General features: G+C 74.3%; 24 protein-coding genes. 17 read left to right on the top strand and 7 right to left on the bottom strand.

From position 1 onward, the window contains the following. Nucleotides 1–7: 7 nt before the first annotated feature. Nucleotides 8–979, bottom strand: a complete 972-nt coding sequence (locus VKZ81_RS01725) for an AraC-like ligand-binding domain-containing protein (protein ID WP_324239581.1) — start codon at nt 977–979, stop codon at nt 8–10. Nucleotides 980–1158: 179 nt separating this feature from the next. Between VKZ81_RS01725 and VKZ81_RS01720 the strand changes: the two genes are divergently transcribed. The 3 genes from VKZ81_RS01720 to VKZ81_RS01710 are packed head-to-tail and all read left to right on the top strand — an operon-like array spanning nt 1159 to nt 3775. Beyond that, nucleotides 1159–2505 carry an MFS transporter gene (locus VKZ81_RS01720; RefSeq protein ID WP_324239580.1) on the top strand — a complete coding sequence of 449 codons (1347 nt, stop codon included), beginning with the start codon at nt 1159–1161 and terminating at the stop codon, nt 2503–2505. Further along, nucleotides 2502–2897: a carboxymuconolactone decarboxylase family protein gene (locus VKZ81_RS01715; protein WP_324239579.1), complete on the top strand. Its 396-nt coding sequence runs from the start codon at nt 2502–2504 to the stop codon at nt 2895–2897. Before VKZ81_RS01720 ends, VKZ81_RS01715 begins: the two co-directional genes overlap by 4 nt. Further along, a complete protein-coding gene (locus tag VKZ81_RS01710; RefSeq protein ID WP_324239578.1) occupies nt 2894–3775 on the top strand; it encodes an NAD(P)-dependent oxidoreductase in 882 nt (293 codons plus the stop codon). The genes VKZ81_RS01715 and VKZ81_RS01710 overlap by 4 nt, the downstream gene beginning before the upstream one ends. On the opposite strand, the gene VKZ81_RS01705 is transcribed toward VKZ81_RS01710, so the two are convergent. Next, nucleotides 3772–4722, bottom strand: a complete 951-nt coding sequence (locus VKZ81_RS01705) for a LysR substrate-binding domain-containing protein (RefSeq protein ID WP_324239577.1) — start codon at nt 4720–4722, stop codon at nt 3772–3774. The genes VKZ81_RS01710 and VKZ81_RS01705 overlap by 4 nt on opposite strands. Nucleotides 4723–4821: 99 nt before the next feature. Between VKZ81_RS01705 and VKZ81_RS01700 the strand changes: the two genes are divergently transcribed. The 10 genes from VKZ81_RS01700 (at nt 4822) to hpaD (ending at nt 15940) form a co-directional block, all read left to right on the top strand. Further along, on the top strand, nt 4822–6012 hold the full coding sequence (locus tag VKZ81_RS01700; protein ID WP_324239576.1) for a cytochrome P450: 1191 nt from the start codon (nt 4822–4824) through the stop codon (nt 6010–6012). 20 nt (nt 6013–6032) lie between these two features. Next, nucleotides 6033–6371 carry a 2Fe-2S iron-sulfur cluster-binding protein gene (locus VKZ81_RS01695; protein ID WP_324239575.1) on the top strand — a complete coding sequence of 113 codons (339 nt, stop codon included), beginning with the start codon at nt 6033–6035 and terminating at the stop codon, nt 6369–6371. Then, nucleotides 6349–7605, top strand: a complete 1257-nt coding sequence (locus tag VKZ81_RS01690; RefSeq protein ID WP_414709317.1) for an NAD(P)/FAD-dependent oxidoreductase — start codon at nt 6349–6351, stop codon at nt 7603–7605. The genes VKZ81_RS01695 and VKZ81_RS01690 overlap by 23 nt, the downstream gene beginning before the upstream one ends. A gap of 18 nt (nt 7606–7623) precedes the next feature. Continuing rightward, nucleotides 7624–8826: a cytochrome P450 gene (locus VKZ81_RS01685; protein WP_324239573.1), complete on the top strand. Its 1203-nt coding sequence runs from the start codon at nt 7624–7626 to the stop codon at nt 8824–8826. A 30-nt stretch (nt 8827–8856) separates the two neighbouring features. Next, nucleotides 8857–10236 carry an MFS transporter gene (locus VKZ81_RS01680; RefSeq protein WP_324239572.1) on the top strand — a complete coding sequence of 460 codons (1380 nt, stop codon included), beginning with the start codon at nt 8857–8859 and terminating at the stop codon, nt 10234–10236. 78 nt (nt 10237–10314) lie between these two features. After that, complete coding sequence (locus VKZ81_RS01675; RefSeq protein WP_324239571.1) at nt 10315–11766, top strand: fumarylacetoacetate hydrolase family protein; 1452 nt, start codon at nt 10315–10317, stop codon at nt 11764–11766. Further along, nucleotides 11763–12428: a GntR family transcriptional regulator gene (locus VKZ81_RS01670; RefSeq protein ID WP_324239570.1), complete on the top strand. Its 666-nt coding sequence runs from the start codon at nt 11763–11765 to the stop codon at nt 12426–12428. Before VKZ81_RS01675 ends, VKZ81_RS01670 begins: the two co-directional genes overlap by 4 nt. Continuing rightward, nucleotides 12425–13366 carry a 4-hydroxy-tetrahydrodipicolinate synthase gene (dapA, locus tag VKZ81_RS01665; RefSeq protein ID WP_324239569.1) on the top strand — a complete coding sequence of 314 codons (942 nt, stop codon included), beginning with the start codon at nt 12425–12427 and terminating at the stop codon, nt 13364–13366. The genes VKZ81_RS01670 and dapA overlap by 4 nt, the downstream gene beginning before the upstream one ends. After that, the gene (gene hpaE / locus VKZ81_RS01660; protein WP_324239568.1) at nt 13363–14874 is read left to right on the top strand and encodes a 5-carboxymethyl-2-hydroxymuconate semialdehyde dehydrogenase; all 1512 of its coding nucleotides are present in this window, start codon (nt 13363–13365) and stop codon (nt 14872–14874) included. Before dapA ends, hpaE begins: the two co-directional genes overlap by 4 nt. A 1-nt stretch (nt 14875) precedes the next feature. After that, complete coding sequence (hpaD, locus tag VKZ81_RS01655) at nt 14876–15940, top strand: 3,4-dihydroxyphenylacetate 2,3-dioxygenase (protein ID WP_324239567.1); 1065 nt, start codon at nt 14876–14878, stop codon at nt 15938–15940. On the opposite strand, the gene VKZ81_RS01650 is transcribed toward hpaD, so the two are convergent. From VKZ81_RS01650 to VKZ81_RS01640, 3 genes are read right to left on the bottom strand one after another with little or no spacing between them, the layout of a single operon-like run. Next, entirely contained in the window at nt 15918–16307 is a 390-nt protein-coding gene (locus tag VKZ81_RS01650; protein ID WP_324239566.1) for a MerR family transcriptional regulator, read from the bottom strand. The genes hpaD and VKZ81_RS01650 overlap by 23 nt on opposite strands. Before the next feature lie 20 nt (nt 16308–16327). After that, nucleotides 16328–17416, bottom strand: coding sequence for a winged helix DNA-binding domain-containing protein (locus VKZ81_RS01645; protein WP_324239565.1), 1089 nt, complete (start codon nt 17414–17416; stop codon nt 16328–16330). 43 nt (nt 17417–17459) lie between these two features. Next, a complete protein-coding gene (locus VKZ81_RS01640; RefSeq protein ID WP_324239564.1) occupies nt 17460–18356 on the bottom strand; it encodes an SDR family oxidoreductase in 897 nt (298 codons plus the stop codon). 103 nt (nt 18357–18459) lie between these two features. On the opposite strand from VKZ81_RS01640, the gene VKZ81_RS01635 reads away from it, so the two are divergent. Continuing rightward, complete coding sequence (locus VKZ81_RS01635) at nt 18460–19068, top strand: TetR family transcriptional regulator (RefSeq protein ID WP_324239563.1); 609 nt, start codon at nt 18460–18462, stop codon at nt 19066–19068. Nucleotides 19069–19111: 43 nt separating this feature from the next. On the opposite strand, the gene VKZ81_RS01630 is transcribed toward VKZ81_RS01635, so the two are convergent. Then, nucleotides 19112–19585, bottom strand: a complete 474-nt coding sequence (locus tag VKZ81_RS01630; protein WP_324239562.1) for a zinc-binding dehydrogenase — start codon at nt 19583–19585, stop codon at nt 19112–19114. A 6-nt stretch (nt 19586–19591) separates the two neighbouring features. Between VKZ81_RS01630 and VKZ81_RS01625 the strand changes: the two genes are divergently transcribed. Both VKZ81_RS01625 and VKZ81_RS01620 read left to right on the top strand, forming a co-directional pair. Further along, nucleotides 19592–19933 (top strand): MmyB family transcriptional regulator, encoded by a 342-nt coding sequence (locus VKZ81_RS01625; RefSeq protein ID WP_324239561.1) that lies wholly within the window; start codon nt 19592–19594, stop codon nt 19931–19933. 49 nt (nt 19934–19982) lie between these two features. Next, the gene (locus tag VKZ81_RS01620; protein ID WP_324239560.1) at nt 19983–21605 is read left to right on the top strand and encodes a DHA2 family efflux MFS transporter permease subunit; all 1623 of its coding nucleotides are present in this window, start codon (nt 19983–19985) and stop codon (nt 21603–21605) included. On the opposite strand, the gene VKZ81_RS01615 is transcribed toward VKZ81_RS01620, so the two are convergent. Beyond that, complete coding sequence (locus VKZ81_RS01615; RefSeq protein WP_324239559.1) at nt 21602–22144, bottom strand: hypothetical protein; 543 nt, start codon at nt 22142–22144, stop codon at nt 21602–21604. The two genes, VKZ81_RS01620 and VKZ81_RS01615, sit on opposite strands and share 4 nt — an antisense overlap. A 134-nt stretch (nt 22145–22278) precedes the next feature. On the opposite strand from VKZ81_RS01615, the gene VKZ81_RS01610 reads away from it, so the two are divergent. Beyond that, the gene (locus tag VKZ81_RS01610; RefSeq protein WP_324239558.1) at nt 22279–22881 is read left to right on the top strand and encodes a dihydrofolate reductase family protein; all 603 of its coding nucleotides are present in this window, start codon (nt 22279–22281) and stop codon (nt 22879–22881) included. The last annotated feature ends 212 nt before the right edge of the window (nt 22882–23093 follow it).

The following is a 23093-nucleotide window of genomic DNA, read 5'->3' as shown; positions in this document are numbered from 1 at the left end:
TGCCGGGTCAGCTCGTCTGCCGGGCCCGGTGCACGAGCCGGTACTCCCGCGGGCTGGTGCCGTAGGCGGCCTTGAAGGCCTTGGAGAACGTCCCGGCGTCGAGGAGGCCCCACCGCGCGCCGACCTCGCCGACGGGGACCCGGGCGTCGCAGCGTTCGAGGTCGCGGCGGCAGCGCTCGAGCCGCTGCTCCCGGATCCAGCCCGCGACCGACGTCGAGTGCGCCGCGAACTCCCGCTGCAGCCGCCGCAGCGAGACGTGCTGGGACCGGGCCACCGCCGCCGGGGTGAGCTGCGGGTCGGCGAGGTGGGTCGCGATGAACTCCGTCGCCCGGGAGAAGAGGGTCTCCGGTTCGGCGAGCGCGGCGATCTCGTCCTCGCACCGGGCGCCCACGTAGCCGGACAGCAGCCCCACGACGGTGCGCGCGACCTCGCGCTGCGCCTGCCGGTCCCGCGGCTGCCCCACCCGGTGCACCAGGTCCCACAGCGTCTTCGCGACCAGCGGGCCCGCGCCCTGCCGCCCGGAGAACCGGGTCGCGGTGAAGTGCGCCATCGTGTCCGGCCCGAGCGAGAACCACGACTTCGGGAACATCACCGTGAGCATCCGGAAGCTCTCCCGGAACACGAGCTCGTACGGCCGGGTCGCGTCGCAGAAGGCCAGGTCGCCCGGGGTCAGCGCGGCCTCGCGGCCGTCCTGGCAGAACAGGCTGTAGCCATCGAGCTGGACGCCGAACTTGTAGCAGGCCTCCTCGCTCGCGACCTCGGAGGTCTGCGCGACCACGTGCGGGCGGGCGTGGAACTCACGCACGACGAGCGCGTCGAACCGGTGCGCTGTGAAGCTCCCCGAGAACGGCCTGCCGCCGGGCACGTCGACCACGACCGGGAGGTGGTCGGCGTGCACGGCGTCGCGCCACTCGTCGAGGTTGCCCGCGACGACGGTGGCCGCCCCGCCGGCCCGCAGCACCTGGACGTCCTCCGGCACGTCCCCTCCTTCCCGCGGCTGTGCGGGCATCGTCGCATCCGCGCCGGCCGCGGCGGGGGTTGCGCGCGGTCGGGCGACGCGGATCGACCGGTGCCGGTCGCGCACGGCCAAGCCTCCCCGGCCCGATCGCCCCTACCGTCTGCACGGCGTACGACTCGCTCTTCTTTCAAGGGAGAAGGATGGCCAGTCACAGCGGCGCGCCGGCCGCCCCGGCGCCCGAGCCCCGCATGTACCGGAAGGTCGCGCTCGCCAGCGCGGTCGGCACGAGCATCGAGTGGTACGACTACCACGTCTACAGCGTGGCCTCCGGCCTCGTGATCGGCCGGCTGTTCTTCACCGAGCTGGACCCGTTCACCGCCACGCTGGCGGCGTTCGCGACGTTCGCCATCGGGTTCATCGCGCGCCCGCTCGGCGGGGTGGTCGCGGGTCACCTCGGCGACCGGATCGGCCGCAAGCAGGTCATGGTGCTCACGCTCAGCCTGATGGGCGCGGCCACCACCCTGATCGGGCTCCTGCCGACCTACGACCAGATCGGGGTGCTCGCGCCGGTGCTGCTCGTCGCGCTGCGCCTGCTGCAGGGGCTTTCGGCGGGCGGCGAGTGGGGCGGGGCGGCGCTGATGGCCGTCGAGCACGCCCCCGCGAACCGGCGCGGGGTGTTCGGCAACTTCGTGCAGCTCGGCACCCCGGCCGGCATGTTCCTGGCCAACTCGGTGCTGCTCGGGCTCGTCGCGGCCATGCCGCAGGCCGCTTTCGAGTCCTGGGGCTGGCGGGTTCCGTTCCTGCTGAGCGTCGTCATGGTCGTGATCGGGTTCGTGATCCGCCGCGCCGTGGCGGAGAGCCCGTCGTTCCGCGCCGTGCGGGCCGCCGACCGCACCGCCCGGCTGCCGGTGGTCGAGGTCCTGCGCCGGTACCCGGGCCGGGTCGCGCTGGCGATCGCGTCGTTCGTGGGCAACAACGCCGTCGGCTACCTGTTCCTCGCCTACCTGCCCTCGTACGGCACCGGCACGCTGGGGCTCTCGCGGCAGTTCATGCTCGCCGTGCTGCTCGCCGGCTGCGTCAGCTGGTTCGTCGCGATGATCGGCTTCGCCGCGTGGTCCGACCGGGTCGGCAGGCACGCGGTGTACCTCGCCGGGTACGGGATCATCGCCGCCTGGGCGTTCCCGTTCTTCGCGCTGCTGGGCACCGGGCGGCCCGCGCTGGTGCTGCTCGCCGTCGTGGTGCTCACCCTCGGCCTCGCCGCGACCTACGGCCCGCAGGCGGCGCTCTTCGCCGAGCTGTTCCCGGCCGAGGTCCGCACCAGCGGCGCGTCGCTGTCCTACGCGCTCGGGGCGGCGCTCTCCGGCGGCATCGCCCCGCTCGTCGCCACCGCGCTGCAGGGCTGGACCGGCACCGTGTACTCGGTCAGCGTCTACATGATCGGGTTCGCCGCGCTCTCCAGCGCCGCGGTGCTCGCCATGCGCCGCATCCCCTCCAGCTTCGACACCCCCGTCCCGGCCGCGAAACCGGAAGGAGCCACCCCTCGATGATCCAGGACGAGCAGTACGAGCTCGGGCTGTCGCTGCGCCGCGACATGTTCGGGCCCGCGGGCGCCGACGAGCAGGTCGCCGCCACCGACGAGTGGGACGACAAGCTGCAGGAGATCGTCACCCGGCACATCTTCGGCGACATCTGGCAGCGCCCCGGGTTGGACCGCAGGACCCGCAGCCTCGTGACGCTCGCGATGTTGGTGGCCACGAACCGGGCCCACGAGGTCGGGATCCACCTGCGCGGGGCGCTGGCCAACGGCGTCACGCCCGAGGAGCTGCGCGAGCTGATGCTGCACGCCTCGGTCTACTGCGGGATCCCGGCCGCGGTGGACGGCATCCGGGCCGCGCGGGCGGCGGTGCAGGAGCGGGCGGCCGTGGGAGGACAGGCGTGAGCGACGAGGTCGGCTTCATCGGGCTCGGCCGCATGGGCGCCCCGATGGCGCGCAACGTCGCCGCCGCCGGGTTCCGCCTCGTGCTGCGCGACGAGTCGGACGAGGCGGCGCGGCGGGTCGCGGCCGACACGGACGGGCGGATCGCGGCCGCACCGAGCGACTTCGCCGGGTGTGGCGTCGTCGTGACCATGCTCCCGACCTCGGCCGTGGTGGCGAAGGCCCTGCTGGAGTGGGAGGGCGGGCTGCCGCAGCACCTCCCCGACGGCGCGGTCGTGGTCGACATGAGCTCGTCGGTGCCGCACGACACCGTCGCCCTCGGTGCCCGGCTGGCCGAGCACGGGGTCGCCCTGGTCGACGCCCCGGTCTCCGGCGGCGTGCCCGGGGCCGTCGCCGGCACGCTGTCGATCATGATGGGGGCCGACGACCCGGCGGCGGCCGAGCGGGCCCAGCCGGTCGTCGACGCGATGAGCGCCCGCACCTACCGCACCGGCGGGCTCGGCACGGGGCACGCGGTGAAGGCGCTCAACAACTTCATCGCGGCCTCGACGTTCGTGGCCTGCGGCGAGGCGCTCATCGCCGCCGAGCGGTTCGGGCTGGACAAGGCGACGCTCGTCGACGTGCTCAACACCTCGACCGGGCGCAGCTTCGTCAGCAGCGAGGTGCTCGGCGAGCACGTGGTCGACGGGAAGTTCGCCTCCGGGTTCTCGCTGCCGCTCATGACCAAGGACGTGGGCATCGCGCTCGACCTGCTGCGCGAGACCGGGACCGCGGCCGGCGCGGGGGAGCGGGTGCACGCTGCGCTCGCCGAGGCGCTCGAGCACCTCGGCGACGTCGACCACACCCGTGCCGTGGAGTACTGGGCCTCGCTGGGGCGCTAGCCGGCGCGCCGGCCCGCCGCGCGGCGCCGCCGCGGGTCCAGGTCGTGGGCGTGCTCGGTGGCGAACGCGACCACCGCCGCGGCCCGGTCCGACAGCCGCACCCGCTGCGGCCAGATCATCAGCACCCCACCGCTGGGGTTGGTGGGGGTGATCTCCCGGACCGCGAGCGGCAGGCCCTCGTAGGACCGGTCGACGGCGGGGCGCTGGATGAGGATCGCGTAGCCGAACCCGCGCGCGACGAGCGAGCGCGTGAGCTCGAAGTCGGTGGTGCGGTGGGTGATCCGCGGCGGCCCCAACCCGGCGCGCTCGAACAGCAGGAGCGTGTGCTGCGCCGCGGGCGGGATGTCGAGCAGGATCTGCGGCTCGTCGACCAGCGCGGCGAGCGGCACGACGTCGTGCTCGGCGAGGGGGTGGCCCTCGGGCAGCAGGACGTACGCGGGCGACTGGTACAGCCGCACCGAGTCGAGCCCGTCGGGCAGGGCGATCTCGTAGCAGATCGCGAGGTCCAGCGCCCCGTCGAGCAGCCGGTGCGGCAGCTCGGCCTGGCTGCCGGTGACCACGGTGAGCTCGACCTTCGGGTGGTGGGTGGTGATCCATTCCATGAGCATCGGCACGATCGTCGGCGCGATCGTGACGTAGCAGCCGAGCACGAGCGGGCCGGCGAGCTCCGTGCCGCCGCTCGCCGCCGCCAGCTCCAGCTCGTCGGCGTCGCGCAGCAGCGTGCGCGCCCGCTCCCGCAGGAACGCACCCGTCGGCGTCAGCACCACGCCGTGCGCCTTGCGCCGGACCATCAGCTGGGTGCGCAGCACGCCCTCCAGGCCGCTGATCGCGGAGGCGACCGCGGTGGGCGTGACGTGCAGCCGCGCGGCCGCGCCGGAGATCGACCCGGCCTCGGCGACGGCCAGGAAGTACGCGAGCTGGCGCAGCGTGTAGCGCGGCAAAACCAACTTCTCCTTCGCTTTTTGCGAGATTCTCTGAACTTTACCTGTGGAGATCGGGCGCCAACACTCGTCGTGACGTACTCGAAGAAGAGGGCGAGGTCGACGATGACCCTGGAGGCCACCTCGGCGAGGCCGATCCCGTCCGCGGACTGGGTGACGATCCCCGACCTGCACGCCGACCCGTACCCGATCTACCACCGGCTGCGGGAGACGGCCCCGATCCACTGGGTGCCCGCGGTGAACCGCTACCTGGTGATCGGCTACGAGGCCTGCCACACGATCGAGCTCGACCAGGAGCGGTTCTCGGCCGACGAGACCGGCTCGCTGATGAAGCGGTCGATGGGGCACAGCATGCTCCGCAAGGACGACCCCGAGCACGAGGTCGAGCGCAAGGCGTACGGCGGCGTGCTGCGCCCGAAGGCCATCGCCCGGCACTGGAACGCGGTGTTCGAGCGCAACTGCGCCACCTACCTGGAGCGGCTGCGGGCCGCCGGGCCGGGTGCGGACCTGGTCCGGGAGTTCGCGGCGCCGTACGCGGCGGAGAACCTGCGCGTCGTCCTCGGCTTCCGCAACGCCACCCAGGAGGACATGCAGCGCTGGTCGCAGACCCTCATCGACGGCACCGGCAACTACGCCGACGACCCGGACGTGTGGGCCGCGGCCGAGCGCTCGTCCCGCGAGGTCGACGAGGCCATCGACGAGATGCTGGGGCGCCTGCGGGCCGAACCGGACGAGAGCCTCCTGTCGACGCTCGCCTCCTCGCAGATGCCGATCTCCTCGCTGCGCGCCAACCTCAAGATGACCATCGGCGGCGGGCTGAACGAGCCGCGGGACGCGATCGCGACGACCACGTGGGCGCTGCTGTCGCACCCGGACCAGCTTGCGCGCGTGCGGGCCGGGGACCGCTGGTCGGACGCGTTCGAGGAGTCGATCCGCTGGGTCGCACCGATCAGCATGTACCCGCGCGAGGCGACCCGCGACACCGAGCTCGCCGGCATGGCCGTGCCGAAGGGGGCACGGCTGGGCGTGGTGGTCGGCGCCGCCAACCGCGACCCGGCGGTGTTCGGCGACCCGGACGCCTACGACATCGACCGGCCCAAGCAGCCGCACCTGGCCTTCGGAGGCGGCAACCACTTCTGCGCGGGCGCCTGGATCGCCCGCGCGTCGGTGGTGCGGGTGGCGCTCCCGCGCCTGTTCGCCGAGCTGCCGAACCTGCGCCTCGACCCGGCGCGCCCGGCGACGGTGGCCGGCTGGGTGTTCCGCGGCGTGACCGACCTGCCCGTGCGGTGGGGCTGACCGATCCAGGAGTGAGCTGCATGCCCAAGGTGATCTTCCATCGCGAGGACGGGTCGAGCGACGTCGTGGCCGTCGAGGCCGGCTCGAACGTCATGCGCGCCGCCGTGCAGAACGGCGTCGCGGGCATCGTCGGCGAGTGCGGGGGACAGGCGATGTGCGCCACCTGCCACGTCTACGTCCGCGAGCCCTACCTCGACGCGCTCCCCGAGATCGACGAGGACGAGGAGGAGATGCTCGAGTGCACGGCCGCGGAACGCGACCCGCGGCGCAGCCGGCTCGGCTGCCAGCTCGCGCTGGGCGACGCCGCCAGCGGCGGCCTCGAGGAGGTCGAGGTCGATGTGCCCGAGACCCAGATCTGAGCCCGGCGTGGTGGTCGTGGGCGCCGGCCAGGCCGGCGTCCAGGTCGCCGACGCGCTGCGCGCCGGCGGCCACGACGGGCCGATCACCCTCCTCGGCGCCGAGCCCGAGCTGCCCTACCAGCGGCCGCCGCTGTCGAAGGAACACCTCGCCCCGGGCGCCCCGCCGGCGCCGGCGCCGCTGCGGGCCGAGCGGTTCTACCCCGAGCAGCGCATCGACCTGCGCACCGGCGTGCGCGCGGTCGGGATCGACCGGGCGGGGCGCACCGTCGCGCTCGACGACGGCACCGCCGTGCCCTACGACGTCCTCGTGCTCGCCACGGGCGCGGCGAACCGGCCCCTCGAGGTCCCCGGCGCCGACCTCGCCGGCGTGCACGCCCTGCGCACCCGCGCCGACGCCGACGCGCTGCGCGCCGAGCTGGTGCGGGCGCGGTCGCTGCTCGTCGTCGGCGCCGGGTTCATCGGGCTGGAGGTCGCCGCGGCGGCCCGGGCCCACGGGCTCGACGTGACCGTGCTCGAGGCCGCGGACCGGCCGCTCGTGCGTTCGGTGTCGGAACGCATGGCCGAGCACGTCGCCGACGTGCACCGGCGGGCGGGCACCGCGCTGCGCTGCGGCGAGTCGGTCGTGGCCTTCACCGGTGACGCCGGCCGGGTGACCGGCGCGGTGAGCAGCACCGGCGCCGAGTACCGGGCGGACCTCGTCGTGGTGGGCGTCGGCGTCGTGCCGCGCACCGAGCTCGCCGCCGCGGCCGGGCTGCCCGTCGCCGACGGGATCGTGGTCGACGACGACCTGCGCACCCCGGATCCGGCGATCTACGCCGTCGGCGACTGCGCCAACCACGCCTGCGCGCACACCGGCGGCCGGGTCCGGCTCGAGTCGGTGCAGAACGCGACCGACCAGGGCAGGCACGTCGCCGCCTCCATCCTCGGCGGCCGCCGCCCCTACACCGCGGTGCCGTGGTTCTGGAGCCACCAGGGCGCGCTGAAGCTGCAGATCGCCGGGCTGCGCCTGCCCACCGACACCGCCGTCGCGTGCGGCGACCCCGCGACCGGCCGGTTCTCCGTCTGCTGCTTCCGCGACGCGCACCTCGTCGCCGTCGAGTCGGTCAACCGGCCGGCCGACCACGTCGCGGCCCGGCGCCTGCTCGCCGACGGCCGCACCCCCGACCCGGACCAGGTCGCCGAGCCGGGGTTCAGCCTCAAGGACTTCGCCCGCGAACCGGTCGTTGCCGGGTAGCGGACGAGGAGGAGCACCATGACGACGACGTCGACTCCCGCCGTCCCCACCGCCGACTGGGTCGATCCGGCGGCCCTGATGGCCGACCCGTACCCCACCTACCGCCGCCTGCTCGCCGAGTCGCCGGTGGCGTGGGTGCCCGCGCTGGGTCGCTACCTCGTCACCTCCGCCGCGGCCTGCCGCGCCGTGGAGGAGGACCAGCAGACCTACAGCGCGAGCGTCACCGGCGGCGCCGCCACCCTGATCCGGGCGCTCGGGGCCACGCCGATGCTCCGCAAGGACGACCCCGAGCACGCCGCCGAGCGGCGGGCGGTCAACCCGGTGCTGCGGCCGAAGACGCTGCGCACGCGGTGGGAGCCGGTGTTCGAGCGCAACGCGCGCGCCCAGCTCGAGGTGCTGCGCGAGCGCGGCCCGGACGAGGCCGACCTGGACCGCGACTACGCAGCCCCGCTCGCGGCGCAGAACCTCATCGACCTGCTCGGGCTGCGCGGCGCGAGCCCGGCGGACATGCAGCGGTGGTCGCACGCGTTCATCGCCGGCACCGGCAACCTGCACGACGACCCCGAGATCTGGCGGCGCTGCGACGCCGCCCGCGACGAGGTCGACGCGCTGCTCGGCGAGCTCGTCCCGCACTACCGCGCGCACCCCGACGACACGATCACGTCGGCGCTGCTGCAGGGCGGGCTTCCGCCGTCCGCGGTCGCCGCGAACGTCAAGCTGACGATCTCCGGTGGGATGAACGAGCCGCAGCACGTCGTGAGCGGCACGGTGTGGGCGCTGTCGCGCCACCCCGACCAACGCGACCGCGTGCTCGCCGACCCCTCGCTGTGGCCCGCCGTGTTCGAGGAGGCGGTGCGCTACCTGTCGCCGATCGGGATGTACCCGCGGGAGACGACGCGCCCGGTGGAGCTCGCCGGCGTGCCGCTCCCGGCCGGGGCGCCGATCGGCGTCGTCGTCGCCGCGGCCAACCGCGACCCCGCGGCGTTCGAACGGCCCGACGAGTTCGACGTCGCCCGCCCGCGGCGCCCCCACCTCGGCTTCGGCAGCGGGGTGCACCTGTGCGCGGGGCATTGGGCCGCCCGGATCTCCATCGGCGAGATCGCCGTGCCGCTGCTGTACGCGCAGCTGCCCGGCCTGCGCACCGATCCCCGCCGCGAGGAGGCCTGGCACGGCTGGGTCTTCCGCGGGCTCACCAGCCTCCCCGTCACCTGGGACTCCTGATCAACGCCGATCCATCCCCGAGGAGCCGACATGTCCACAACCGCCCGCAGCGACGCGGCCACCAACCGCCGCGTCGCGATGGCCACGATGATCGGGACCACCATCGAGTGGTACGACTTCTTCATCTACGGCACCGCAGCGGGGCTGGTGTTCTCCCAGCTGTTCTTCGCCCCGGCCGGCCCGCGGATCGGACTCCTGCTGGCGTTCGCGACCGTCGGGATCAGCTTCGTCTTCCGCCCGCTCGGGGCGGTGCTCGCGGGCAACCTCGGCGACCGGTACGGCAGGCGGGCGATGCTCGTGCTCACCCTGCTGCTGATGGGCGGCGCGACGAGCCTCATCGGGTTGCTGCCCACCTACGAGACCGCGGGCCTCGCCGCGCCGGTCCTGCTACTCGTCCTGCGCATCCTGCAGGGCGTCTCCGCGGGCGGCGAGTGGGGCGGCGCCGTGCTGATGGCCGTCGAGCACGCCCCGCGCGAGCGCCGCGCCCGGGCCGGCGCGTTCCCGCAGCTCGGCGTGCCGCTGGGCATGCTGCTCGCGTCCGGCGTCACCGCGCTGATGACCGGCGTGATCGCGCCCGGGCCCGCGTTCGTCGAGTGGGGCTGGCGGGTGCCGTTCCTGCTCAGCGTCGTGCTGATCGTCGTCGGCTACGTCGTGCGGCGCTCGGTCGACGAGAGCCCGATCTTCGCCGAGATGGCCGAGCGGAAGCGGCGCACCAAGGTGCCGGTCGTCGAGCTGTTCCGCAGGCACTGGCTGCTCGTCGTGCTGGCGGCGCTGGTCTTCGCGGGCAACAACGCGGCCGGCTACATGACGACCGGCGGCTTCATCACCAGCTACGCCACCGACCCGGACGGCCCGGTCGGGCTCGACCGCACGCCCGTGCTGGTCGCGATCACCGCCGCCGCGGCGCTGTGGGCGGTCACGACGTACCTGTCCGGCTACCTCGCCGACCGCCACGGCCGCAAGCGCACGTACCTGATCGGCTACGGCAGCCTGATCGTCACCGTGTTCCCGATGTTCCTGCTCGTGAACACCGGGAGCGCCGGGCTGCTGTTCCTCGGCCTCGCCCTGTTCACGTTCGGGCTCGGGCTCGCCTACGGCCCGCAGGCCGCGTGGTACTCCGAGATCTTCCCCGCCTCGGTCCGGTTCTCCGGGGTCGCGGTCTCCTACGCGCTCGGCGCCGTGCTCGGCGGGGCGTTCGCGCCGACCATCGCGACCGCGCTGGTGCAGGCGACCGGCTCGGTCCTGTCCGTGGGCGGCTACCTGCTCGGGATGTTCGTGCTCGCCGTGGTGGCCGTCTGCCTGCTGCGCGACCGGCCGGGCATCGACCTCGGCGTGGACAACCAGGCCGAGCAGGAGGCCGGGGCAACCGTGCTGGGGGCGCGGGCAGCGACCGCTCCCGTCCGTGCCTGACGAGCCCCGCGCGGCGGTGTGATCGAACACGAAAAGATATACGATCCCGTGGACGACGCGCGCGACGAGGAGGAGCCGATGACAGCAGGGGGCGTTCCCGACGCCGTGACGCAGGCGCTGGGCAGGCGGCCCGGCAAGGTCATCGCCGTCCACCTCAACTACCCGTCGCGTGCGGCGCAGCGCGGCCGGACGCCCGCGGCGGCGTCGTACTTCCTGAAGCCGCCGTCGTCGCTTTCCGGCTCCGGCACCGTCGAGCGGCCCGCGGGCACCGAGCTGCTCGGGTTCGAGGGCGAGATCGCCCTGGTCATCGGGAAGGCCGCCCGCCGCGTGCGGCCGGAGGACGGCTGGGCGCACGTCGGCTGGGTGACCGCGGCCAACGACCTGGGCCTGCACGACCTGCGCACCGCCGACCGCGGGTCCAACGTGCGCTCGAAGGGCGGCGACGGCTACACGCCGCTGGGCCCGCAGCTGCTGCCCGCAGCCGAGGTCGACCCGGCGGGCCTGCGGATCCGCACCTGGCTCGACGGCGAGCTCGTGCAGGACGACACGAGCGAGACCCTGCTCTTCGGGTTCGGGCACCTGGTCGCCGACCTGTCCCGGATGCTCACGCTCGAGGAGGGCGACGTCGTGCTCACCGGCACCCCGGCCGGGGCCTCGGTGGCCGGCCCGGGCCAGGTGATCGAGGTCGAGGTCTCGACCGTCGACGGCGGGCGCAGCACGGGCCGGCTGCGCACCGAGGTCGTCGAGGGCCCGCCGCTCGCACCGTGGGGTTCCGGGCCGCACGTCGACGAGGCCGTGCGCGCGGACGCGTACGGCGCCCCACCCGGGCCGGCCGCCCTGCCCGACGAGCTGCGCGAGCGGCTGAACCGGGTCGCCGTGGCCACGCTGTCGGTGCAGCTGCGCAAGCGCGGCTACGACGACGCGAGCATCGACGGGGTGCGCCCGCTCGCCCCCGGTGGGCGGCTGGTCGGCATCGCGCGGACGCTGCGGTTCGTGCCGTTCCGGCCCGACCTGTTCGCCGGCCGCGGGGGTGGCTACAACGCCCAGAAGCGGGCCGTCGACACGCTGCGCCCCGGCGACGTGCTCGTCATGGAGGCCCGCCGCGACCCCACCGCGGGCACGCTCGGCGACATCCTCGCGCTGCGGGCCAAGGTGCGCGGGGCCGCGGGGATCGTCACCGACGGCGCCGCCCGCGACGCCGCCGCCGTCGCCGCCACCGGTCTGCCCGTCTACACCTCCGGGCAGCACCCCGCCGTGCTCGGCAGGCGCCACGTGCCGTGGGAGACCGACGTGACGATCGCCTGCGGCGGCGCGACCGTCCAGGTCGGCGACGTCGTGGTGGCCGACGACGACGGCGTCGTGGTCATCCCGCGCGGACTGGTCGAGGAGGTGCTCGCCGACGCCGAGCGCCAGGAGCGCGAGGAGGCCTGGATCGCTGCCCGCGTCGCCGAGGGCGCCGGGCTGGACGGGCTCTACCCGCTCGCGGGGGCGTGGCGCGAGCGGTACGACGCCGAGGCGGGGCAGGCGTGACCTCGACCCCCGGTACCGCCTCGAAGGTCGACCTCGCCCACGACCTCATCCGCCGCCGCATCCTCGACGGCGCCTACACCCCCGGCTACCGGATCGTCCTCGGCACGCTCGCCAAGGAGCTGGGGGTGTCGACGGTCCCGGTGCGCGAGGCCGTGCGGCGCCTCGAAGCGGAAGGCCTCGTCGAGGTGGTCCGCAACGTCGGCGCCACCGTGCGCGGGCTCGACCCGGTCGAGTACCGGTGGGCGGTCGAGACCCTCGCGGTCGTCGAGGGCGCCGCGGCCGGGCTCGCCGCCCCGCTGCTGCCGGCCGCCGCCCTCGCCGAGGCCAAGCGGATCAACGAGGCGATGCGCACCGGCCTCGACGACCTCGACCCGCTCCGCCACAGCCGGCTCAACCAGCAGTTCCACCGCGTGCTCACCGCCCCGTGCCCGAACCCGCACCTGCTCGAGCTCGTCGAGCGGGGCTGGGCGCGGGTGTCGGGCCTGCGCTCGTCGGTGTTCTCGTTCGTGCCCGAGCGCGCCGCGGAGGCGGTGCGCGAGCACGACCGGTTGCTCGGGCTGATCGAGCGCGGGGCGCCTGCGGCGGAGGTCGAGGCCGCCGTTCGCGCCCACCGGCACGCCACCTTGCACGCCGTCCTGCGGCACACGGGAGGACCAGCATGAGATTCCGCTCCGACCCCCGGCAGATCCGGGGCTCGATCGCCCCGCTCGTCACGCCGTTCACCGACGGGGGCGAGGTCGACCACGAGGGCCTGCGCACGCTGGTGCGCTGGCAGCTGACCGCGGGCACCCACGGCATCTCGCTCGGCGGCTCGACCGGGGAGCCGTCGGCGCAGTCGATCGCCGAGCGGGCCGCGGCGATCCGCACCGTCGCCGACGAGGTCGGCGACCGGGTGCCGTTCGTGCCGGGCACCGGCTCGGCCAAGCTCGACGAGACGCTGGAGCTCACCGCGGCCGCCCGCGACGCGGGCGCCGACGCCGTGCTGGTGATCACGCCGTACTACGCGCGGCCCACCCAGGAGGCGCTCTACGCGTGGTACTCGACGGTCGCCCGGGAGTTCCCGGACCTGCCGATCGTCGCCTACAACGTGCCCTCGCGGACCGCGGTGGAGATCGCGCCCGAGACGGTGGCGCGGCTGCACCGCGACCACGACAACTTCGTCGGGATCAAGGAGACCACCAAGGACTTCGAGCACTTCTCCCGCGTCCTGCACGCGGCGGGCCCGGACCTGATCGTCTGGTCCGGCATCGAGCTGCTGTGCCTGCCGCTCCTGCCGCTCGGCGGCTCGGGGTTCGTCTCCGCGCTCGCCAACATCGCCCCGGCCGCGGTCGCGGAGATGTACGACGCCTGGGTCGCCGGCGCCACGGAGCGCGCGCGGGACATCCACTTCGCCGTGCACCCGCTGGTGGACCTGCTGTTCGTCGAGACCAACCCGGCGCCGGCGAAGTGGCTCATGAAGCAGCGCGGGCTGATCGCGAGCGATCACGTCCGGCCCCCGCTGGTCCCGCTCACCGAGGCGGGCCAGGAGAAGGTCCGCGCGCTGGCCGCGGCGGGCGAGCTGTACCTGACCCCCGTCGCGCTCCCCGAGGTGACCGCATGACCAGCACCGAGACCCGCAAGGCGCACGTCCCGGAGGACCTGCCCACCCACCTGCAGCACTTCATCGACGGCGAACCGCGCGACTCGGTGAGCGGTGCGACGTTCGAGGTGCTCGACCCGGTGTCCAACCGCCCCTACGCGACCGCGGCCGCGGGCGGCGCCGAGGACGTCGACGCCGCCGTCGCCGCGGCCCGGCGGGCGTTCACCGAGGGCCCGTGGCCGACGATGGCGCCCCGGGCGCGGGCGCGCGTGCTCAACCGCATCGCCGACCTGGTGGAGGCCCAGGACGCCCGGCTCGCCGAGCTGGAGACGTTCGACACCGGGCTGCCGATCACCCAGGCGCTGGGCCAGGCGCGGCGCGCGGCGGAGAACTTCCGCTTCTTCGCCGACGTGATCGTCGCCCAGGCCGACGAGGCCTACCGGGTGCCCGGCACGCAGATCAACTACGTCAACCGCAAGCCGGCCGGCGTGGCGGGGCTGATCACGCCGTGGAACACGCCGTTCATGCTGGAGTCCTGGAAGCTCGCCCCCGCGCTCGCGGCCGGCTGCACGGTGGTGCTCAAGCCCGCCGAGTTCACGCCGCTCTCGGCGAGCCTGTGGGCGGGCATCTTCACCGAGGCGGGCCTGCCGCGGGGCGTGTTCAACCTCGTCAACGGCATCGGCGAGGAGGCGGGCGCCGCGCTCGTCGAGCACCCGGGCACCCGGCTGATCTCGTTCACCGGGGAGACCACCACCGGTCAGACGATCTTCCGGGCGGCGGCGCCCCACCTGAAGGGGCTGTCGATGGAGCTGGGCGGCAAGTCCCCGGTGGTGGTCTTCGACGACGCCGACCTGGACGCCGCGCTGGACTCGGCGGTGTTCGGCGTGTTCTCCCTCAACGGGGAGCGCTGCACCGCGGGCTCGCGGGTCCTCGTGCAGCGCAGCGTCTACGACACCTTCGTCGAGCGGTTCGCCGAGCGGGCGCGCCGCATCGTCGTCGGCGACCCGCACGACCCCCGCACCGAGGTCGGCGCGCTGGTGCACCCCGACCACTACGAGCGGGTGCTGCGCTACGTCGAGATCGGCAAGGGCGAGGCGCGGCTGGTCGCGGGCGGCGGCCGGCCCGAGCACCTCCCCGAGGGCAACTACCTGCAGCCCACGGTGTTCGCCGACGTGCCGCCCACGGCGCGGATCTTCCAGGAGGAGATCTTCGGCCCGGTCGTGGCGCTCACCCCGTTCACCGACGAGGCCGAGGCGATCGCGCTGGCCAACGACGTGCGCTACGGGCTCGCGGGCTACGTGTGGACCCGCGACCTCACCCGCGGCCACCGGGTCGCACAGGCCATCGAGGCCGGGATGGTCTGGCTGAACTCGCACAACGTGCGCGACCTGCGCACCCCGTTCGGCGGGGTGAAGGCGTCCGGGCTCGGGCGCGAGGGCGGTCACCGCTCGATCGACTTCTACACCGAGGAACAGGCCGTGCACGTCACGCTCGGCGACGTGCACACCCCCCGCTTCGGAGGGAGCTGACATGCCCGTCCCACCACCACCCGACGTGATCCGCTGCGCGTACGCCGAGCTCGTGGTCACCGACCTGGCCGCGGCCCGGTGGTTCTACGTCGACCTGCTCGGCCTCGTGGTCACCGCGGAGGAACCGGACGCGCTCTACCTGCGCGCCTTCGAGGAGTACCTGCACCACTCGCTCGTGCTGCGCCGCGGGGACGCGCCCGCGTGCGCGCGGCTGGCGTACCGGGTGCGCTCGGCCGCCGACCTGGACCGGGCCGAGGCCTACTACCGGGAGCTGGGGGTGCGCGTGCAGCGCGTGCCCGCGGGGACGTGCCGGGGGATCGGGGAGGCCGTCCGCGTCGAGGACCCGCTGGGCTTCCCGGTGGAGTTCTTCCACGACGCCGAGCACGTCGAGCGGTTCACCCAGCGCTACGACCTGCACGGCGCGGGCGCGATCAGCCGGATCGACCACTTCAACGTCGTCACCCCGGACGTGCCGGCCGCGCAGCGCTACTACGAGGGCCTCGGGTTCCGGGTGTCGGAGGACATCGAGGACGCCGAGGGCACGGTGTACGCCTCGTGGCTGTTCCGCAAGCCGACGGTGCACGACGTCGCCCTCACCGGCGGCGACGGCCCGCGCATGCACCACGTCGCGTTCGCCACCCACGAGCGCAGCCAGATCCTGCACGTGTGCGACCACCTGGGGGCGCTGCGCAGGCCGGACATGATCGAGCGCGGCCCGGGTCGCCACGGCGTGTCCAACGCCTTCTACCTGTACCTGCGCGACCCGGACGGGCACCGGATCGAGATCTACACCCACGACTACTACACCGGCGACCCGGACAACCCGGTCATCCGCTGGGACGTCCACGACAACCAGCGCCGGGACTGGTGGGGCAACCCCGTCGTCCCGTCGTGGTACGCCGAGGCCTCGACGGTGCTGGACCTGGACGGCAAGCCGCGCCCGCTGCAGGCGCGCACCGAGGCGCGCGAGGCCGACGTGACCGTCGGCGCCGACGGGTTCTCCTACACCAGGGAGCCGAACTCGGGCGGCGCCCCGCGCGGGTTCAAGCTCGGCAGCCAGGTGTGAGCTGCCCGGTGCGGTGGGCGCGGTTGAGCGCGATCAGCTCGTCGAGGGCGTCGCGGGCCCGGACCAGCTCCTCGACGTGGGCGTCGAGCCGGTCGCGCTCCTCCACCATGCGGGTGAAGGCGGCGTCGGTGTCGGCGTCGCTGGGGGAGTCGACGTACGGCAGGATCGCCGCGATGGTCCGGCTGGGGAGCCCCGCGGTGTAGAGGCGCTGCAGGAACCGCACGCGCTCGACGGCGTCCTCGGCGTAGTGGCGCTGCCCGCTCGGGCTGCGTTCGCTGCGCAGCAGGCCCTGCTCCTCGCAGTAGCGCAGCGACCGGACGCTCACCCCGGCCCGCTCCGCGCGCGCCCCGATCCGCACGGCACCCACCCGCACATCCGACGTCGGCGTCAGGATATGCGCACGCGGTGGTGAGCGCCCTCGGACAGGAACGCCGCGAGTGCGCGCCCCTCCTCGGCGACCTCGGTGCGCTCGGCCCGGGTGAGCCGCCGCAGCGGCTGGACGACCACCGTCGCGTCGTCGACGGTCCAGGTCGCGGCCACCCGACCGTCGACGAGGACGGCGCGCTCGCCCGCCACCGACAGGCCGCGATGGGCGTCGTCGATGATCCGGCTGCGGTCGGCGTAGCCGAGGATCGCGTTGTCGAACGCGGGCAGGTACCGCACCGGGGTCGGGGTGTCCGGGTCGGGGCGCGGCGCGTCCGGGAGGTCGAGCAGCTCGCGGCCCCGCTCGTCCCGGAACGACACCAGCTCGTCGCGGACCGCCGCCACCGCCGTCGGCAGCCCGGCGAGGCCGCACCAGGCGCGCAGGTCGGCCGAGGCCGCCGGGCCGAACGCGGTGAGGTAGCGGCGCACCAGCGCCGCCCCCACCGGGTCGGCGCCGTTCGGCGACGGCGGGTCGACCTCCCGGCCGAGCCAGTCCGCCATCGGGACGTTCCGCGCGCCCCCGGAGGCGCGCCACACCCCGCGCGGCGGGACCTGGACCATCGGCACGAGGGATACGGCCACCTCGCCCAGCGGCCGCGGCCCCGTGTCCGGCCACCGGGCGGCGAGCGCGCGCCCGATCTCGGGCATCGAGCGCGGCTCGCCGTCGGCCGTCACCTCCCGGGCCGCCGCGGCGAGCTCGTCGAGGTCGAGGTCGCCGAGCTCGCGGCGGTAGACCCCGAGCACCCGCTGGCGGAGCATCGGGTCGTGCCGGGACCGCCACGCGAGCGCGTCCTCGGCCGTCACCAGGTGGACCGTGCGCCGCATGAGGTGGGTGCGCACCACGCGACGCTCGAGGAGCAGCGCCGACAGCTCGTGCGGGTCGAACCCGCGCAGCCGGGACCAGAGCCCGGTGAAGGGCTCCTGCGGCTCCTGGGCCTGCAGGCCGCACAGGTGCGCGACGGCGTCGCGGACGCCTGTGTCCACGCGCTCGAGGAGGAACTGCCGGGCGAGGGTGGCGCGGCCGAGGGCCCGCGCGTCGAGGCGGTTCTGCACGCCTCCATCGTCGCGGCCGAAAAGGCCGGTTTCCGTCCTCTGCTCAGGGCTGGTCGTAGTGCCCTGCGGCGATGTCCTCCAGGAGCGTGGCCCCGACGGGCTGCCAGCCGAGCAGCTCGCGCGTGACCACGCTGGTCGCGGGGGAGTCGGCGGCCAGGACGCGGCCGACGAAGGGCAGCTCCTCGGCGAGTTGCTCCGACGGCACGGACTTCACCGGCACGTTGAGCCGGGCGGCGAGCGCCTCGGCGATCGCGCGGACCGGCACGCCCTCCTCGGCGACGGCGTGCACGACCGTGCCCGCGGGTGCGCCCTCGAGCGCGAGCCGGACCAGGCGGGCCGCGTCGGACCGGTGGACGGCGGGCCAGCGGTTGCTGCCGTCGCCGGGGTAGACGGAGGCGCCGCGCGTGCGGGCGGCCTGGGCGACCATCGCGACGAACTGGTAGTCGCCCGGGCCGTGCACGCTCGGCGCGAACCGGACGGGGACGGCCCGGACCCCGCGGTCGGCGTAGCTCAGGACGAGGTTCTCGGCGCCGCCGCGCATCGAGTCAGGGCCGACGGCGGAGCTGCGGTCGCGCTCCGTCGCCGGGCGCCCGAGGCCGGGCAGGGCGAAGCCGGACGCGATCACCAGCGGCCGATCGGATCCGGCGAGCGCGTCGCCGAGGGCCTGGACCGCGGCGCGCTCGGCGCTGTTGGAGACCTGCGGGTTGACCCAGTCGTGCTTGTTGGCGAGGTGGACCACGCCGTCGGCGGCCTCGGCGCCGCGGCGCAGGGAGTCGAGGTCGTCGAGGTCCCCGCGATGGACGGCGGCGCCGAGACCGGACACGGCGGAGGCCGACGCGTCGGAGCGGGCGAGACCGGTCACCCGGTGCCCGGCGGCGATGAGCTCGGCGACGACGGCGCGGCCGATGTACCCGGATGCTCCGGTGACGAAGACGTGCACTGTGCGCTCACTTCCTCAAGTGATGTCAGTAGCTGACATCGGTCAGCGTAGCTCGCGACGTCAGTTTCTGTCATCACTGGCCGGGCGCGGATACGATGGCGCCGTGGCACGGTGGGCACCAGGCGCGGCGGACCGCCTCCAGCGGGCGGCGATGGAGCTGTTCGCCGAGCGCGGCTTCGAGGCGACCACGGTGGCCGAGATCGCCGAGCGCGCCGGGGTGACCGAGCGGACCTTCTTCCGGCACTTCGCCGACAAGCGCGAGGTGCTCTTCGGCGGGCAGGACCGGTTCCTGGCGGCCTTCGTCGACGCGATCGCGGCGGCGCCGGCCGACACGCCGCTGGTCGACGTGCTCACCGCGGCGCTCGACGCCGGCGGTGGGGCGCTGCAGGAGGCGCGGACCCGGGACTTCGCCCGCCGGCGACAGGAGACCATCGCCGCGAACGAGCAGCTGCAGGAGCGAGAGCTGCTCAAGATGGCCAAGCTCGCCCGGGCCGTGACCGACGCGCTCCTCGCGCGCGGGGTCGCGGACCGCCACGCCCGCCTCGCGGGCGACATGGTCGTCTCCGTCTTCCTCGCCGCCTTCGCCCGGTGGATCGAGCCCGGCGAGGAGCGCAGCCTGGTCGAGCTGCAGCGGGAGGCGCTCGCCGCGTGGTGCGAGCTCGCCGGCGCGACGGCCCCCGTCGCGACGAACGGCGCGTTCGTCGGAACCTAGGCGACGAACGCGCCGTTCGTCGGGAACCCGGTCGAGCGACTGATCACCGGCCGGTGGTGAGCACCACCTTGTAGCGGGCCGTGCTGCTGAGCATGCGCTCGAAGGCCGGGCCGACCTCGTCCAGCGGGCGGGTCCCGGTGATCGGGCGGGCGCCGGTGAGCGCGGCGAACCGCATGGTGTCCTCGCCGTCGCGGGCGGTGCCCGAGGGGTGGCCGTGCACCGTCCTGCTGGTGGCGATGAGCTGGAACGGGCTGACCTGGATCGGCTCCGGGTCGGCGCCGACCACGATCAGCTCGCCGCCCCGGCGCAGCCCGTCGATGGTGGCGCCCATGGCCGCCGAGCTGCCCGCGGTGGCCAGCACGACCTCGGCCCCGCCGAGCGCCTGCAGCTGCGCAGCGACGTCGCCTGCCGCGGCGTCGACGTAGTGGTGCGCGCCGAGCCGCTCGGCGTCCGCGGCCCGGTCCGCGCCGCGAGCGATGGCGACGGTCTCGAACCCGAGCTTGTTCGCGAACTGCACGCCCAGGTGGCCGAGGCCGGCCGCTACCCCGACGACCCGGCAACAGAACAGCTGGTCGGCGAGCTCGCGATGAAGAGCGAGGAGTTCCGCCGCTGGTGGGCCGGCCACCGTGTCGTCGAGCGCAGCCACGGCACCAAGCGCATGCGCCACCCGGTGGTCGGCGAGCTGGAGATCCACCACGAGGCGCTGAACCTCCCCGGCGACCCGGACCAGACCCTGTTCCTGTACCCGACCCGCCCGGGCAGCCCGTTCCAGGACGCGATCAAGCTGCTGGCGTCGTGGCTGGCGACGGCGGAGGGAGCGGTCACGCGGAGGAACGACGCCGAGGGGGTCGACGCCGACCGGTGAGGCTCGCGGTCTCGCCCGAACGGGGGAGCCCGCCCTAGACTGCCCGGGTATGACGGAGGTCACGTCGGCCCCCGCCGGCCGCGAGGTGCGCTGGGGCGTCGCGCTGGCGGTGCTCGTCGCGGGCATGTTCATGTCGATCCTGGACGTGACCATCGTCAACGTCGCCATCCCGACCATCCAGAACGACTTCGGCACCACGGTCGAGGACGTCCAGTGGGTGGCCAACGCCTACACCCTCGCGCTCGGGGTGGTGGTCCCCGTGAGCGCGTGGCTGGGCGACCGGTTCGGTCTCGGCCGCGTCTACGTGCTGTCCGTGCTCGGGTTCGCGGCGGGGTCGGCGCTCTGCGGCGTGGCCTGGGACCTCACCAGCCTCGTGGTGTTCCGGATCGTGCAGGCGATCCCCGGCGGGATCATCCCGGTGATCACGCTGGCGATGATCTACAAGATCGTGCCGAAGGAGAAGATCGGCACGGCCATGGGCATGTACGGCCTGGGCATCGTGTTCGCGCCCGCTGTCGGCCCGACCCTGGGCGGCTACCTCGTCGAGTACGTCGACTGGCGCCTGATCTTCTTCATCAACGTGCCGATCGGCGTGCTCGGCGCGATCGCCGCCGTGCTCACGCTGCCCCGCTTCGCGCCGGGCCGGGCGGGCCGCTTCGACCTCATGGGCTTCCTCGCCGTGGCGAGCGGCCTGTTCGCGCTGTTGCTCGCGCTGTCCGAGGGCGAGTCCTGGGGGTGGACGAGCTACCCCGTGGTGATGCTGCTCCTCTACGCGGCGACGAGCCTCGCCGTGTTCGTGGTGATCGAGCTCGCGGTCGAGCACCCGCTGCTCGACGTGCGGGTGTTCCGCCACTGGCAGTTCACCAACTCGCTCGTGCTGATCTGCCTCATGTCGGTGGCGCTGTTCGCAGGGCTGTTCTACGTCTCGCTCCTGCTGCAGCAGGCGCAGGGCCTCGGCGCGTTCGAGACCGGGCTCGTGATGCTCCCGCAGGCGCTCGCGACCGGGTTCGTGATGCCGATCGCCGGGCGGCTGTACGACCGGCTCGGGCCGCGGCTGCCCGCCGTGGTGGGCCTCGCGATCGTGGCCGTCGGCACCTACCTGATGACCGACCTCACCGTGGACACCCCGCGGGAGCACATCATGTGGCTCCTCGTGCTGCGCGGCATCGGGATGGGCCTGGCCATGATGCCGATCATGACCGGCGGGCTGGCCGTGATCCCGCCGCACCAGGTCGCCGGCGCGGGCGCGATCAACAACGTCGTCCAGCGCACGGCGGCCGCGCTCGGCGTCGCCGTGCTCACCGCGATGCTCACCAGTACCCAGGCGCAGACGATGGCCGACCGGGCCGCCCTCCTGCCGTCCGCCGGTGTCGTGCCGCCCGTCGGGTCGCCGGACGTCCCGCCGCTGCTCGGGTCGTACGCCTGGTACCAGCAGGTCAACCTGCAGGTCTACGTGGTCGCCCTGAACGACGTCTTCCTGGTCACCGCGGTCATCTCGGTGCTCGGGGTGCTCGGCGCGCTGCTGCTGCGGCGCACGCCGACCCCGACGGCCGGCCCCGTGCCGCCCGCCGAGCCCGCGCCGGACGTGGCGATCCCCGCTCCCCGCCAGTCGCCGGAGGCGGGGCCGTCGGCGCGCAGGCCCGCGGCCGTCGGCGCTCCCCGGCGGGCCTAGCCGGGCCGTCGGCGGACCCGGTCGGTGGCGATCCGCTGCTGCACCCGGCCGAACGAGCCGGGCCGGGAGTAGGCGACGAGCAGGCTGCCGATGTCGCGGCGGACCACGACCGCGTCCCGCCACCGGCCGTGGATGTAGGCGAGCACCGACTCGCCCGGCCGCACGTCCGTGCTGCGCGTGATCGGCTCCGAACCCACGGGGGGCTCGTCGAGCGCGGTGCCGGCCGGCGCCTTCGGGGCCGGCGCGGCCGGGGCGGCCGGCTCGGCAGGCGCTTGCGCGGGCTCGGGCGCCGGGGGTTCGGGCGGCGGGGGTTCGGGCGGCGCGAGGCCGCTCACCTGGGCCGGGACCGCGATCGTCTCGCCCGCGAGCAGCAGCGCCAGCTCGTCGCCGGTGAACTCGACCTCGACGAGCAGCCCGTCGGGCTGGTCCGCGACGAGGCGCGCGCTGACGGTGCCCGCCGGGTCCTGCTCGACGGTGAGCGAGACCTGCAGCTCGCACGCGATCGGCGACCCGCGTCCCATGCCACGTGCCGGTGACATGGGGCGAACGGTACGGCCACACCCGCCGCCGCGCGCCCGATCTCCACTCCGATCCGTCCGAACGGGTGCGATGAGTTTTCCGCGCCCGCCGGGTCTAACGACCGTCCGCACCCCGACGCGAAGGGACCACCACCATGGCGAAGGTCGTCTCGACCCTGTTCATCGCGGCCGACGGCGTCGCCGAGATCGATCCGGACTGGCATTTGCCCTACTTCGACGAGAACATGAGCCGCGCCGTCGTCGAGGACTACGACACCGGCGACGTGATCCTCATCGGGCGCGAGACCTACGACAGCTTCGCGGGCGCCTGGCCGGAGCGCGAGGAGGCGGGCGGGGAGGACGCGCCGTTCGCCAAACGGCTCGGGGACACCCGCAAGGTCGTCGTCTCCCGGCAGCGGTTGGAGTTCTCCTGGCGCAACTCCGAGCTGCTCCAGGGCGACCTGGTCGAGGCGGTCACCGCGCTCAAGGCCGACCCGGGCGTGCGGGGCATCGTCATCCCCGGCTCGATCTCCGTCGTGCAGCAGCTGCTCGCCGCCGGGCTGGTCGACGAGCTGCGGTTGCTCGTGCACCCCGTGGCGGCGCGCAAGGGCCGCAGGCTCTTCGACGACGGCGATGCGCCCTACCACCTGGCGGTGGTGTCGACCAAGACGTTCCCGACGGGCGTGATCCGCGTGATCTACGCGCCGACCGGGGGTCCGGCGACCGTGGAATACGACGAGGTCAAGGACAAGCTGTAGCCCGCACGCCCGACCCGGACGCGCGGCAGCGGCTAGTCTCCTGGGATGACGGGTGTCGAGGTGTCGCGCGCGCGGCTCCGTCGGATCGAGGCGGTGACGGACACCGCCCTCGGTCACCTCGGGGTCGAGGAGATGCTGGCCGAGGTGCTCGAGCGGGTGCGTGACCTGCTCGAGGTCGACACCGCCGCCGTGCTCCTCCTCGACGCGTCCCG

The organism is Pseudonocardia sp. (assembly GCF_035305885.1).
In the GTDB taxonomy this organism is placed as follows: Bacteria; Actinomycetota; Actinomycetes; order Mycobacteriales; family Pseudonocardiaceae; genus Pseudonocardia.
This window is presented reverse-complemented; position numbering and strand designations above follow the sequence as displayed.